Annotated in this window: 13 protein-coding genes; 8 read left to right on the top strand and 5 right to left on the bottom strand. The window is 61.9% G+C overall.

Translation table 11 applies throughout. The annotated features are described in order from the left end of the window. A partial coding sequence (locus tag HU765_RS24370) for a hypothetical protein (RefSeq protein WP_186623465.1) occupies positions 1 to 254 on the bottom strand: 254 nt, incomplete at its 3' end. 126 nt (positions 255 to 380) lie between these two features. Beyond that, entirely contained in the window at positions 381 to 950 is a 570-nt protein-coding gene (locus tag HU765_RS24365; RefSeq protein ID WP_186623464.1) for a chorismate mutase, read from the bottom strand. A 198-nt stretch (positions 951 to 1,148) separates the two neighbouring features. On the opposite strand from HU765_RS24365, the gene HU765_RS24360 reads away from it, so the two are divergent. After that, the gene (locus tag HU765_RS24360; RefSeq protein ID WP_186623463.1) at positions 1,149 to 2,507 is read left to right on the top strand and encodes an MATE family efflux transporter; all 1,359 of its coding nucleotides are present in this window, start codon (positions 1,149 to 1,151) and stop codon (positions 2,505 to 2,507) included. Between the two features lie 68 nt (positions 2,508 to 2,575). Beyond that, the gene (locus tag HU765_RS24355) at positions 2,576 to 3,133 is read left to right on the top strand and encodes a YceI family protein (protein ID WP_186623462.1); all 558 of its coding nucleotides are present in this window, start codon (positions 2,576 to 2,578) and stop codon (positions 3,131 to 3,133) included. Positions 3,134 to 3,150: 17 nt separating this feature from the next. Here the strand turns inward: HU765_RS24355 and HU765_RS24350 are convergent, their stop codons facing one another. Together HU765_RS24350 and HU765_RS24345 are read right to left on the bottom strand one after the other, a co-directional pair. Beyond that, the gene (locus HU765_RS24350) at positions 3,151 to 4,188 is read right to left on the bottom strand and encodes an AraC family transcriptional regulator (RefSeq protein WP_186623460.1); all 1,038 of its coding nucleotides are present in this window, start codon (positions 4,186 to 4,188) and stop codon (positions 3,151 to 3,153) included. Between the two features lie 8 nt (positions 4,189 to 4,196). After that, on the bottom strand, positions 4,197 to 5,111 hold the full coding sequence (locus tag HU765_RS24345) for a GGDEF domain-containing protein (RefSeq protein WP_186552499.1): 915 nt from the start codon (positions 5,109 to 5,111) through the stop codon (positions 4,197 to 4,199). A 403-nt stretch (positions 5,112 to 5,514) separates the two neighbouring features. Between HU765_RS24345 and HU765_RS24340 the strand changes: the two genes are divergently transcribed. The 6 genes from HU765_RS24340 (at position 5,515) to HU765_RS24315 (ending at position 12,805) form a co-directional block, all read left to right on the top strand. Then, positions 5,515 to 8,043, top strand: coding sequence for a TonB-dependent receptor (locus HU765_RS24340; RefSeq protein WP_186623458.1), 2,529 nt, complete (start codon positions 5,515 to 5,517; stop codon positions 8,041 to 8,043). 60 nt (positions 8,044 to 8,103) lie between these two features. Continuing rightward, entirely contained in the window at positions 8,104 to 10,008 is a 1,905-nt protein-coding gene (locus tag HU765_RS24335) for a phytase (RefSeq protein WP_186623456.1), read from the top strand. Between the two features lie 90 nt (positions 10,009 to 10,098). After that, positions 10,099 to 10,809: a protein TolQ gene (gene tolQ, locus HU765_RS24330; RefSeq protein ID WP_186623454.1), complete on the top strand. Its 711-nt coding sequence runs from the start codon at positions 10,099 to 10,101 to the stop codon at positions 10,807 to 10,809. A 13-nt stretch (positions 10,810 to 10,822) separates the two neighbouring features. Next, complete coding sequence (gene tolR, locus HU765_RS24325; RefSeq protein WP_186552503.1) at positions 10,823 to 11,269, top strand: protein TolR; 447 nt, start codon at positions 10,823 to 10,825, stop codon at positions 11,267 to 11,269. Then, the gene (locus HU765_RS24320; protein ID WP_186623452.1) at positions 11,266 to 12,045 is read left to right on the top strand and encodes an energy transducer TonB; all 780 of its coding nucleotides are present in this window, start codon (positions 11,266 to 11,268) and stop codon (positions 12,043 to 12,045) included. Before tolR ends, HU765_RS24320 begins: the two co-directional genes overlap by 4 nt. Positions 12,046 to 12,118: 73 nt before the next feature. Beyond that, the gene (locus tag HU765_RS24315; RefSeq protein WP_186552505.1) at positions 12,119 to 12,805 is read left to right on the top strand and encodes a GNAT family N-acetyltransferase; all 687 of its coding nucleotides are present in this window, start codon (positions 12,119 to 12,121) and stop codon (positions 12,803 to 12,805) included. Between the two features lie 65 nt (positions 12,806 to 12,870). Here HU765_RS24315 and HU765_RS24310 read toward each other — a convergent pair whose 3' ends face one another. Next, positions 12,871 to 13,311, bottom strand: coding sequence for a hotdog fold domain-containing protein (locus HU765_RS24310; protein ID WP_186623450.1), 441 nt, complete (start codon positions 13,309 to 13,311; stop codon positions 12,871 to 12,873). Positions 13,312 to 13,448: the final 137 nt, after the last annotated feature.

Below are 13,448 nucleotides of genomic sequence, written 5' to 3'. Positions count from 1 at the left end.
GAGCCACCTTCGGCAACGCGGCGTTCGATCAGACGATCAGAGCCACCTTCGGCAACGCGGCGTTCGATCAGACGATCAGAGCCACCTTCGGCAACGCGGCGTTCGATCAGACGATCCGAACCCCCTTCAGCCAAACGGCTTTCAATCAACTTGTCCGAGCCGCCTTCTGCGACCAGGGTCTGTGCCGGGGTGGCGGCAAAAGCGTTAACTGCGAAAACCGAAAAAGCGATGCTGAGAAGGGTTTGGCGTTTCATGATCGTGTGCTCCAGGGGGTGTTGTTGGTTTGTCTGGAGCCGATGTTACGCCGCGCAATTTTTATGAGAACTTCATTGACGTGATGATGAACATCGACGCCGATGATGTTTACCCAAACCCGCGAGTCAGAGGGGTTTCGGCCGGATGCACAGCTCACCGCTGGCACGAATGAGCGCCAGTTCATGCAGCGCATCCGTGGTCATACCGCTGCGAACACTGGTCAGCCAGGCCGGGCAATCGGGATCCTGCCGATAGGGCGCGAACCCGGCGTATTGCGCTAACAGACGCTTTTGCAATTCATCCAGACGCGGGCGAATCTGCGCGGCGAGATCCGGGCGCGGCGTGTCCGGTGCAGCGCCTGCCGCTTGCCAGCGTGCGAGTAAACCGTACTGCACCAGTTTGTTCGCTTCCATTTGCGCGGCAATCAACTGCGCAACGTCGTCCGGGTCGAGGCTGTGTTCGGCAGCCAGCGTTCTGGCACTGGCAATGACCTGGGCTTCACGTGGGCTGTCCTGGATCGGCTTGCCGCTGTCCCATTTGGTCAGGGCAACGAGGTCGCCGATGTTCAGGCGTTCATTCAGGGTGGACAATAATGGCTTCAATGAATCAGGCGCCGCTGAAGGTGCGGCTGCCTGGGTGCAGGCGGCGCATAGAGCGAGGAGGGTGCCTAGCAAAACATTGACAGCGTTGCGCATGATTCGAGCCTCAATAAATAACTGTTGAAAAGCCGTGCTTTACCACAGCTGCACACTGCCACAAAGCAATGCCCGGTATTTACACAAATGCCAAAACAGACAATCAACAGGGATTGGAAATGTTGATTGCACCCGGCCCGCAACTCACCGAAGCTATCGTCAATCAGGCCTTCCGCCGTCGAGATGGACCTCCAGCCAATGCAAAGTGCCACCTTCGCCAAGCCCCTCTGGCAAACCTATCTGCTTTTTCTGGCGCCGATGGTGCTGTCGAATTTTCTGCAATCGATGTCGGGTACGGTCAACAGCATTTATATCGGCCAGATGCTCGGTACCCAGGCGCTGGCGGCAGTGTCCGGCATGTTCCCCATCGTGTTTTTTTTCATTGCCCTGGTCATCGGCCTCGGCGCTGGCGCGGGTGTGTTGATCGGTCAGGCGTGGGGCGCGCGGGAAACGCATAGGGTCAAGGCGATCGCCGGCGCGACACTGCTGTTGGGTGTGTTGATCGGCCTGGTTGCCGCAGTGCTGGGAACCCTGTTTGCGCGGCAGGCGCTCACGGGATTGGGGACTCCGGCGGATGTACTCGACGATGCGGTGAGCTATGCCCGGGTGATGTTGTGGATCCTGCCGTCGCTGCTGGTGTTCGTGCTGTTCACGCAATTGCTGCGCGGTGTCAGCGACACGCTGTCGCCGTTGCTGGCGCTTATCGTATCGACCGCCGTGGGGCTGGCGCTCACGCCGGCACTGATCCGCGGCGGGTTCGGCTTGCCGCAACTGGGCATACAAAGTGCGGCGTATGCCGGGCTGGCCGGGAATCTCGCGGCCATGGCGTGGCTTGCGTGGCGCCTGCTCCGCAAGGGCCATCCGCTGGCGCCGGATCGTGAGTTCTTTGCTGCCTTGCGACTGGACCGGGTGATTCTCGGCAAGGTCCTGCGTATCGGCTTGCCGACCGGGGTGCAGATGATCGTGCTGTCGTTGTCGGAGCTGGTGATTCTGGCACTGGTCAACCAGCACGGTTCACAGGCGACGGCGGCTTATGGCGCGGTGACCCAGATCGTCAACTATGTGCAGTTTCCGGCGTTGTCGATTGCGATCACCGCGTCGATCCTCGGCGCACAAGCCATCGGCGCCGGGCGTCTGGAGCGCATGGGGCCGATTCTGCGTACCGGGCTCTGGATCAACGTGTGCCTGACCGGCGGCCTGATCGTGCTCGGGTATCTGCTGTCGCACTGGTTGCTGGGCTTGTTCCTGACGGAGGACTCGACCCGGGCGATGGCCGAGCACCTGCTGCACATCATGCTGTGGAGCCTGTTGGTGTTCGGGTTCCAGGCGATCGTCGGCGGGATCATGCGCGCCAGCGGCACGGTACTGGTGCCAGTGGCTATCGCGATCTTCTGTGTAGTCGGCGTGCAGTTGCCGGCGGCGTACTGGCTCGACGGACAGTTTGGTTTGCAGGGGGTGTGGATGGCGTTCCCGGTGGCGTATCTCGGCATGCTGGCGTTGCAGACCCTGTACTACAAAAGGGTGTGGCAACACCAGAAAATCGAGCGGTTAGTGTAGGCGCTGGCGTAACGGCGGGTTGTTTGCTTAAGTCATCCAAGGCCCGCGACGGGCGTCCGGAGAATTCCATGTCGCTGCGATTTCTGCTGGTTGCCGTGATTTCCTTCTTTGCCATGGCCGCCGCGCAGGCCGCTGAATACACCCGGGTCAACACCAGCGCCAGTCATATCAGTTTCACCTACAACCAGATGGGCTCGCGGATGTACGGCACCTTCAGCAAGTTCGAGGCGACGCTGGACTTCAACACCGACTACCCCGCCAACGCCCGCACCACCTTGCACATCGAGCTGGGCAGCATCGATGCCGGCAGCGAGGACGCCAATACCGAGCTGGTGAAACCGGCCTGGTTCGACACAGATAAATTCCCGGTGGCCGTGTTTGAATCCAGCCGCTTTACGCCGGTGGGCGAGAACCGTTACCGGATCGCTGGCCAGCTCACCCTCAAGGGCATCACGCGCGAGGTTGATGTGCCGGTGGAGCTGAAGCCGGACAACGCCGTCGGCATTTTCGACGGTGAACTGATCCTCAAACGCGACGAGTTCGGCCTCGGTGCCGGGGAGTGGGCGGACAGCGTGGTGTCCAAGGACATCGCGATCAAGTTCAGGGTGGTGGCGCCACAACAGTGAAGACGTGATTGGCGTCTTCAGTGCCCGCCGAGTAATTGGCGAATCAGATTGGGCGTGCTGCCTGTCCAGCGCTTGAACGAACGCCGGAAGTTCGCGGCATCGGTAAAACGCAGGTAGTCGGCGACCTCTTCGTTGCTCATGCCTTTGACCTGATACAGGTAGAGCGCCACATGTTTGCGCACCCGGTCCACCTGTTGCTGGAACCCGGTGTCGTGTTTATGCAGTTTGCGCTTGAGAGTCGCAGCGCTCATGGAAAAATGCTGAGCGGCTTGTTCCAGGCTCGGCGGTTGGCGCACATGGTCTTGCAGGTGGGCGTAGAGACAATCGGTGAAACTGGCGGCGAACCCCAGATGTTCGATCTCGCGCAGCGCGTCCTGGCGTGCGACCTGGCCCGCCGTCGCCGAGGCACCCGGCCAGGGGCGAGCGAGGTATTCCCGGGGGATGCGCATCAGGTCCAGCGGCCGTTCGAACCGGGTCTGTTCGCCCAGATGCACCCAGTACTGTTCAACGTAACGCGGTTCTGCGTGGCTGAAGCTGCATTCCCACGGCAGACGCTGCCCGCTGAGCCACTGACTCATGGCCACCAGCGAGGTCATGCTCGCTTCGAGCAGGAAGCGCCATTGCTCGCCGGCACCGCAGCTGTCCAGCCAGTAGACGTAGGCGAAGCGTTCATCGAGTAACAGTCGCGGGGTCATCAACGGGCTCAGCAACGCCTGTTGCTGGATCAGCGTGTCGAGGGCCTGATGCAGATTTTGCGCGTGGCGCAAGGCGTGACTGGCTGCGCCGTAGTGTCCGGGCAGCAAGCGCTGGCCGAACAGAAAACTACTGTCGTCGGCATTGAGCAAGCGCCGGCTGTTGCCGATCAACCCGAGAAACTGCTGCGGACTCAAACGGGTCTGGCCGGCCAGAATGTCCTCATGGAACAGCCCGGTGCCGCGCAACAGACGGTGGCTGTCGATATCCCGGGACAGGGCCAGGTCGATCAGGGTGGCGGGTTGGTAATGCCCGGGAATGAAACGGCTGTCGGCTTCGTACCACGTGGTCTTGACGGTCATGGTCGGCCTCAAGCGCTTTTCGCCAGGGGCGATTTGGCTCGGGCCAGCGCCAGGTTCAGACGCTTGAGCAGCGCCTCGGGCGTCTCCTCCAACGCCATGACCGCGGCGGTGCAGGCCGACAGTTGCAGCCGCTCGCCATGCTGGCGCGTCTTGTGTGCCAACGCTTGCACGGCCTGTTGCAGTTCCTGCGCCATCGCCTGCGCCTGGCGTTCGCCCGTGTTGGGCAGCAACACCACAAAGCGGTCGCCGGCCAGCCGGCAGAGCAAATCCTGATGGCGCAGGTTGAGCAGTAACAAATGACTCAACGCTTGCAGCACCGCATCGCCCTCGGCGTGCCCGTAGGCCTGGTTGATGGCAGCGAAGTTGTCCAGATCCAGCACCAGCAACGACAGCGGCTGCTGCTGCGCGACGCTCTCCACGAGGCTATCGGCCAGTTGGCGCTTGAGGTAGTCGGCGCTGCCCAGAGGGGTGAGTTTGTCGAACAGCCGGTGTTCACGGAACAACCGTTCACGTTTTTCCATCTGCGCGCTGATCGCCAGTTGCTCGCGATGCCAGTGATAAATGCCCAGGGTCAGCAACACCATCCCCACGGGCATCGGTCCGGATTCCAGCCAGTGGTCCCAGGTGATGCTGTCGGGCAAGCGGATGAATTCGTCGAGGCTGTCGATCCACCAGGAAAAGAAAATGCCGCTCAGGCCCAGCACCAGATAATTGGTCACGCGACCGGCCGGTCGGCTTTTAAGCACCAGCGCCAGCCAGATCAGGGCGAGCAGCGCCGAGCCGCCTTCGCCGACGATATCGAGCCAGACCCATTCGCTGATCGGCTTGAGTTCTCCGCAGGCCAGATGCAGGAGCAGACCGAGATTGGCCGCCACCAGCAGTGCCGCAAGTTTCCAACGGTGGGGTTTGAGCACTGAGAACATGGCCGCGGTCCTGTAGCGAAGAAGCAATGCGCGCCAGCACAGCAGATGCTTGTGACAGTAGGGTGACAGCGGCTGCGGGTCGGATCAGCTCATCGTCGTGCAAGGGATTTCTGAAAAAACACCGCCGACCTTGTGGGAGCGAGCTTGCTCGCGAAGGCACGGTGTCTGCGGCCGATCAGGCTGCAGGTGCCGCGGCCTTCACCAGCAAGCTCGGTACCACAGGTTCAAGTGCCGGGTGGGGGAGGTCATTTCAGCTCATTCTGCCGGCCAGATCCTGCAAAACCCCGACTTAAACGGCTCGCCCGTCAACCCTGTCACAGAAGCGTCACGCGCCGCCCCTAGCGTGCCCCTCCAGTTGCCGGGCCACTTGCCTGGCCGGACCGGACTCTTTTGGGGGACACACATGTACCAGCGCAGCGGCACCGTCGGGCTCTTCAGTTTCACCCTGACCGCCTTGGCCATGGCGATGACCAGCGAGCGGCTTTACGCCGCCGATGCCAGCGCCAATGTCGAGCATGTTGAAGTGGTGGGTCAGGCTGCCAGTATCGACTCGGCGCTCAAGCAACAGCGGCGTTCCGACAGCATCGAAAGCGTGGTGCACGCTGATGGCGTCGCGCAGCTGCCGGATGAAAACGTTGCCGAAGCGGCGCAACGCTTGCCCGGCATCAGCGTCGAGCGCGATCAGGGCGAAGGGCGTTTCGTCAGCGTGCGCGGCCTGGGACCGGATCTGAACAGCGTGACCATCAACGGCACGCTGGTGCCGTCACCGGAAAGCGAACGCCGCGCCGTGGCATTGGACGTGTTGCCGTCGGAGCTGGTGCAGTCGCTGTCGGTGATCAAGACGCTCACCCCGGACATGGACGCCAACTCCCTGGGCGGCACGGTGGATGTGAAAAGCCTTTCGGCGTTCGATCACAAAGGCTTGTTCTACACCGGCGGCACCGAAGCCAGCTACGACAAGAACACGCACCAGACCAGCCCGAAATTTTCCGGTGCGGTCAGTAACCGGTTCAGCCTTGGCGATGGCATCGACAACTTTGGTGTCGCGGCTGCATTGAGCTGGCAGAAGCGCGACTTCGGTTCGGACAACGTCGAAACCGGCGGCGCCTGGGATTTCCAGCGCGGTGCGCAACTTGAAGAGTTTGAACAGCGCGACTACGACATCAGCCGCGAACGCACCGGCGCAGGTGTCAATTTCGATTACAAACCTGACGACCTCAGCAGCTATTACCTGCGCACGCTGTACAGCCGCTACAAGGACAGCGAAACCCGTAACTCGACCGCTATTGAGTTCGCCGAGCCTCAGGTGGCCGGTGTGCTCGGCGATGCCGAAGGCAGTCGCAAGCTCAAGCAGCGCGAGGAAACCCAGCAAATCCAGTCCTACGTGCTCGGCGGCGAACGCCTGCTTGGCCTCTGGACCCTCAGCGGTCAGGCCGGCTACAGCCGCTCCAGCGAAGACAGCCCAGGGCACATCGCCAATGCCGCGTTCAAAGGCATTGATGACTTTTCCGACAGCGGCTTCTACAGCAACGACAAACCGCGCCCGATCATTGGCCAGAACTTCTACAATGCCAGTCAGTTCAGCCTCGACAAGGTCGACTGGGAAAAGCAGAACACCACCGATACCGAGAAAAACCTGCGCCTGGACCTGGCCCGCGACTACGACCTGAGCGGCTATGCCTCGCAGGTCAAATTCGGTGGCAAGGTCAGCCGGCGCAACAAGGACAACGACCTCGACGCCTGGGTCTATGAGGACTTTGACGACCTCGGCTTCAATGACGCGCAGCTCAACCTCGATCGTTTCGCCAAAGGTTCGGTGGATTATCGCCTGGGTCAGTTCGGACCGGGGATCAGTGGCAGCGCGATCAAGAACCTCATCGGCGGGCTGAACCGTGCGGATTTCTACGACCAGACCGAATCGACGGTCAACGATTTCAAGATGAGCGAGGACATCAACGCCGGTTACCTGATGAACACGATCGACATCGATGACTGGCGCTTCATCGCCGGCCTGCGTTACGAGGGCACCGAATTCGAAGCCAAAGGCACTGGCGCTACCGATGGCGACTTCGAGGCCACCAAGACTCAGCGTCGTTATCACCACTGGCTGCCGGGCTTGCATGCGCGTTATCAACTGGACAAAAACACCCAGGTGCGCGCGGCCTGGACCAAGACCGTGGTGCGCCCGACCTTCGGCCAACTGGCGCCAGGGTTTGTCATTGACGACGATGAAGCGACGTTCGGCAACCCCGATCTGAAACCGCTGGAGTCGAGCAACCTCGACCTGGGCATCGAACATTTCATGGGCCGCGCCGGTACGGTCTCGGCGTTCGTGTTCTACAAGGACATCGAAAACTTCGTCTACAACACCGACCTTGCCGGCACCGGTGCCTGGACCAATTTCTCCGAAGCGCACACCTTCGCCAACGGCGACAGCGCCAAACTCTACGGCCTGGAGCTGGCCTATTCGCAGAAGTTCGACTGGTTGCCGGCGCCGTGGGACGGCCTGTTGCTCGGCGCCAACACCACGTTCAGCCGCTCCAGTGCCGACATCGAAGGCTTCGATAGTGCCAGTGGCACTCAGCGCAAACGCAGCATCGATCTGCCGAGCCAGTCCGACACCGTCGGCAACCTGATGCTCGGTTGGGAAAAGGACAAGGTCAGCCTGCGCCTGTCAGCCAATTACAAATCCGCTTACCTCTATGAGCTGGCCTCGATCGACGACAAGGACCATGACCTGCATGTCGATGCGCAGACCTTCGTCGATTTCAGCGCGCGTTATTCGCTGACAAAAAATCTGCAGTTGAGCTTCGAGGCGCAGAACCTCACCGACGAGTCGTATTTCGTCTACACCGGCCACCGCTCCTACAACGGTCAGTACGAAGAATACGGCCCGACCTACAAGCTCGGCCTGACCTTCACTCATTTTTAAGCCTCGGCTGGCGGCCGGGTGCCGCCGTCGATCCACGCACGACAAGGATTCTGCCGGTTCATGAGTATTCATTCGCGACACCAACGCTGGATGCTGGCGACGCTGATCAGCCTGTTCGCCGGCCCGACCCTGGCGGCCACGCCGAGCCTGACGCTCGAACCGTGGGCGCCGACGCTCAAGCTCGAGGCACTGAGTTTTCTGCCCGGAGACCTGCGCCTGGCGATCAGTCCCGCGCAAGGTCTGTTGTTGCTCGATGCCCAAGGCGCCGAGCGCGCCCGGTTGCAAGGTTCGTTCAGCAGCCTGGACAGCCGCGCATCCGCTCGCGGCACGTGGGTCGCCAGCCTCGACACCGCGCGCCAGCAGGCGCTGGTCGTGGGCCTGAATGCCGAGCGGCGGCAATGGGGCACGCCGTTGTATTTGCCCACCCGGGACTTCGCCGTGAACGGCCTCTGCCTGTACCGCGACGACGCCGACAACCTGTTTGTGTTTCTCGTCGGTGAGGAGGGCAAGGGCGAGCAATGGCTGGTGGGCAACGGCGTCACGCTCAACGCTCAGGCCCAGCGCGTGCGCGGCCTGCCATTGCCACCGTCGGCGACGTTCTGTCGGGTCGACGACGCTGCGCAGCATCTGCTGGTCAACGAAGAAAACGTCGGCTGGTGGGCCTACCCCGCGCAGGCTGAGGCCGAGGTGATGCGCTCACCGGTGGCCCTGCGCAAACCATTCGGCCAGATCAGTGGCGAGGCCGGCGCCCTGGCCGTGCTTCCCGGCGGCATTCTCGGGCTTGACCCGAAAGCCGCACAGTTGCACCTCTATCAACAGCAGGACGAGGGCTGGACGGCGCAGGCGACCTTGCCCTTGGCGGGGTTGAAGGAACCGCAGGATCTCGCTGTGCAGCCAGCCGGCAGCGGTTTGCAGTTGCTGGTTCGTGACGATGACGATGGCCGCGTTTACCAAGGCCATCTCGACTGGCAAGCCACGCCGGTGCCGCTGCCGCCGGTGCTGCCCACCGTGGCTGCGCAGGCGCAGAGCGCGCCGGTCGCGCGTCAGGGCGATGCGGCGGATGATCCCGCGATCTGGGTGCATCCGCAGCAACCGTCGCTCAGCCGTGTGCTCGGCACCAATAAGAAGCAGGGCCTGCTGGTGTATGACCTGCAAGGCCGGCAAGTACAGGAGTTGCCGGTCGGACGCCTGAACAACGTGGATGTGCGGGCCCACTTCAAACTGGGTACGCAGACGGTGGATCTGGCGGTGGCCAGTCATCGCGATCACAACAGCCTCAGCCTGTTCGCCATCGACCGCCACAGCGGCCAACTGCGCGCCATCGGCGAAGTGCCGACGCCGTTGCAGGACATCTACGGCCTGTGCCTGTTTCAACCGGCCAGCGGCGAAATCTACGCCATCGCCAACGACAAGGATGGCACCTTTCTGCAATACCGACTTGGCGCCCCCGACGGCAAGGTTCAGGGCGAGTTGGTGCGGCGTTTCAAGGTCGATAGCCAGCCTGAAGGTTGCGTTGCCGACGACCAGCGCCAGCGTCTGTTTATTGGTGAAGAGGACGTCGGTGTCTGGGCCGTGGACGCCCGTGCCGATCAACCCGCGACCCTGACCAGCGTGATCAAGGTTGGCGGGCCGCTGCACGCTGATGTTGAAGGGCTGGCGCTGTATCAGAGCCAGGCATGGGACTACCTCGTCGTCTCAAGCCAGGGCAATGACAGCTATCTGCTGCTGGACGCCGAGCCGCCCTTTGCTATGCGCGGGGCGTTCCGGGTCGGGCTCAATGCGTCCGCCGGGATTGACGGAGCGTCGGAAACAGACGGTCTGGAGGTCACCTCGGCCAACCTCGGCGGGCCTTGGAGCCAGGGCTTGCTGGTGGTGCAGGACGGCCGCAAGCGCATGCCCGAGCAAAGTCAGAACTTCAAGTTCGTGCCCTGGGCCGAGGTGACCAAAGCGCTGAAGTTGCCCTGAGCCGTCATCAACCGGTCATCCATTTTTCATCGAATAGCGGTGCGGTTGTTGCCTTGACCGCACCGGCCATTGCCCACAAGGAGATTCACCATGCAGGCCACGCTCGAACACATGACGATCTGGGGGCTGATCAGCGATGCCAGTCTTTTGGTCAAAGCCGTGATGCTCACCCTGTTACTGGCCTCGCTGGTCAGCTGGTATCTGATCATCCAGCGCGGCCGCGTGCTGCAACGGCGCGACCGTCAGTTGAGCGCGTTCCTCCAGCGTTTTCGTCTGACCCCGGAACTGTTGCCGCTGTACCGCGAAACGGCGCAGGTCGATGATGCCGAGGCGGGGATCGAGCCGATTTTCAATGCTGGATTCGCTGAGTTTCGCCACCTCAATCAGCACGCCGGCAATCACGCCGATGCCGTCCAGGAAGGCGTAGAGCGGGCTCTGCATGTGGCCATCAGCGAGCAGGAGTTGCAACTGGAAAAAGGTTTGCAGTTCCTCGCCACGGTCGGTTCGGTGAGCCCGTACATCGGTTTGTTCGGCACCGTGTGGGGCATCATGAATTCCTTCCTCGGTTTGTCTCAGGTCCAGCAAGCCACGCTATCAACGGTTGCGCCGGGCATCGCCGAAGCGTTGATTGCCACCGCCATCGGCCTGTTCGCGGCGATCCCGGCGGTCATCGCTTACAACCGGTTTGCGGCGCGCAGCCAGACCCTGCTGACGCGTTACTACGCCTTCGGCAACGAACTGCAAGTGCGCCTGCATCGCGAGTTGCACGGCACGCCAATGAACATTGCCGCTGCGGCGTGAAGGAGAGACAACGATGCTCGTCCGGCCGCAACGCAAGCACGGCCCCAAGGCCGAAATGAACGTGGTGCCTTACATCGACGTGATGCTGGTGCTGTTGGTGATTTTCATGGTGACCGCACCGATGCTGACCCAGGGGGTAAAAGTCGAGTTGCCGAAAATTGCCAGCGAAGCCCTGGCCAGCGACACGCGCCAGCAGATTCTGACGCTGTCGGTAAAAGCCGAGGGTGGTTATTACTGGAACCTGGGCGGCGAACTGGATACGCAGCATCAAACCGACAGTGCCGTCGCCCTCGATGACATGCGCGCCAAGGTCGAGCAGATTGTCGCGCAACGCCCCGACACTCAGGTGTACATCCGCGCCGACAAGGACGCCGGTTATGGCCGGGTGGTCGCGGCGATGGCGGTGTTGCAGCAGGGCGGGGTAAGCCACCTCGGCCTGGTGACCGAGGCCCCGCAATGACGGCGATGATCATGCACAGTCCTGCTACAATGACCGCGTCCATGCCCCGGCGGAATTTGCGCCAGCACAGTCTCGCCGCCGCGCTGGCGCTGGCACTGCACGCGGTGGTGCTGGGCTTGCTCATCCACACATGGTCGGCGCCGGCGCCTGAGGTCAAACCGCCGCCCGTGTTGACCACGCAACTGGTGATGGTCGCGCCCGCCGCGCCCGCTCCGGCACCTGAACCCGTTGCCACGCCTGCGCCGATCGTCGAGCCGGCGGTGGCTGCTGCCGTCGCCCCTGCGAAACCGCTCGCGGCGGCAAAACCTGCGGCACACAAACCGCAAGCCGCGGCATTGGCCCGCAAACGCGTGGAGGAACGCCAGCGCGAGCAACAGGTCGAGCAGCAACGCGAGCAGCAGCAAGCGCAAGAAACCGCCGCTGCGCAGCAACGGCTGGCGCAACAGCAAGCGGCGCAGCAGCAAGCGCAGCAGGCCGAGCGCGCCCGTCAGCAGGCGCTCGCCGACAGCCGTCAATACCTGCCGCTGAGCAAAGAAGCGCCGGAGTATCCGGAGCGTGCACTGGACAAAAATATCGAAGGCGATTGCTCCGTGGAGTACACGGTCAACCCGCAGGGCCGGGTCGAGAACCCCAGGGTCCTCGACGGCTGCCATCCGCTGTTCATCCGGCCATCGCTGGCCGCGGCGCAGACGTTCAAGTATCAGCCGCGGATCATCGACGGCGTCGCGGTGTCCGTGCCGGCGGTGCGCAATACCTTTCACTATCGGATCAAGTGAGCGGTCTGTGATCCGTGCATGCCTGGGGGAAAGCACAGGGTATGATGTCGCGGTTTTCCGCCGGAGTCCGCCCATGCCACGCATCACCCACTACACAACCCCATGCCCCGAAAGCGTCAACAGCCAGATCCTGCAAATGGTCGTCGATTACCTGACCGACATCAGCGCCGTCGGCCTCGGCCCGAGCAATCTGTTGTACAACGTTTATCAGTACGCGGTCGGCTATGAGGTGCATCTGTATCTGGAAGCGTTGAATGGCGAGAAGGGCACCGAGGTGGAGTTGCTGGTTGCCAGCGCTGATGACGACCCGGAACAGGTCATCGGCTTTCTGTTGTACCTGCCGGTGCAGGGCGATTGGGAAGCGTGCAGCGTCGCTTACCTGGCGGTGCGCGACGGGCATCGCCGTCAGGGTGTGGCGCGGGCGATGATCGCCGAGATGGTCGGGCGGTATCCCCATGCGGAACTGGCGTGTAGCGTCGGCAAGGTGCCGTATTTTGAAGCGATGGGTTTCGAGGTGATCGGTCAGCGCGAAACCCAGGTGCTGATGAGCACCCGGCATTACCGCAGCAACGGCTTGCGCGGCTTTATCGACACGACGCCGATCTACCGTTCGCTGGAGGTGCAACAGATTCACACCTACCTGCTGCAGAAAAACGGCAAGCGCGCGATGCTCGATGCGGAAAAACAGCGTGACCGGCACCTGGATCAGACCAGTCGCCACGTTGAAGCATTTGTCCGTCAGCGCCTGACCTTGCACTGATTTGGCTGCAGGCCAGAAGCCCTTGTTGCGAACCGCGCAGCAAGGGCTTTTTTGTGCCTGCAATCTCAACCGAGCTTGACGTTCATGGTGATCCGCGCCGTGAACACTTTCTTGCCTTCGCTATCGTGGATGTCGACGGTGACGATCTTGTCGCCATCGCTGTGCCAATCCACCCCCTCAGCGCTGGCGACGGCGGTCACGTCGGTCTTGGCTTTGGCCAGATATTCCACGGTCATGCCTTTAGGGATCCAGCGAGCGCCGTCGGGAATCGACACATCGGTCATCATCCCGCCGGCCAGTTCTGCCGCGTTGCACAGGGCGATCGCATGCACCGTGCCGAGGTGATTGGTGATCTCCTTGCGAAACGGCACCTGCACGGTAGCTGCGTTTGGGCGCAGCTCACTGATCAGCGGATTGATGGTGCTGAAATACGGTGCGAACTGGCAGGCCATTTTGCTGAAAGCGTCGGCACCGACGCTGTTGAACATGCTGAGCGACTGACTCATGAGAAAGACCCCTGATTTAGGCTGGTTGGCAGAATGATGTTCCGTTACAGAATAATGTTCTGTAACGGAACGGTATTCTGTCTGAGGGAAATCTGTCAACCTAGGCGTGTTTTCTCACGGGCAATACCTGCCTTTTT

The organism is Pseudomonas sp. SWRI81 (genome assembly GCF_014268545.1).
In the GTDB taxonomy this organism is placed as follows: Bacteria; Pseudomonadota; Gammaproteobacteria; order Pseudomonadales; family Pseudomonadaceae; genus Aquipseudomonas; species Aquipseudomonas hamedanensis.
This window is presented reverse-complemented; position numbering and strand designations above follow the sequence as displayed.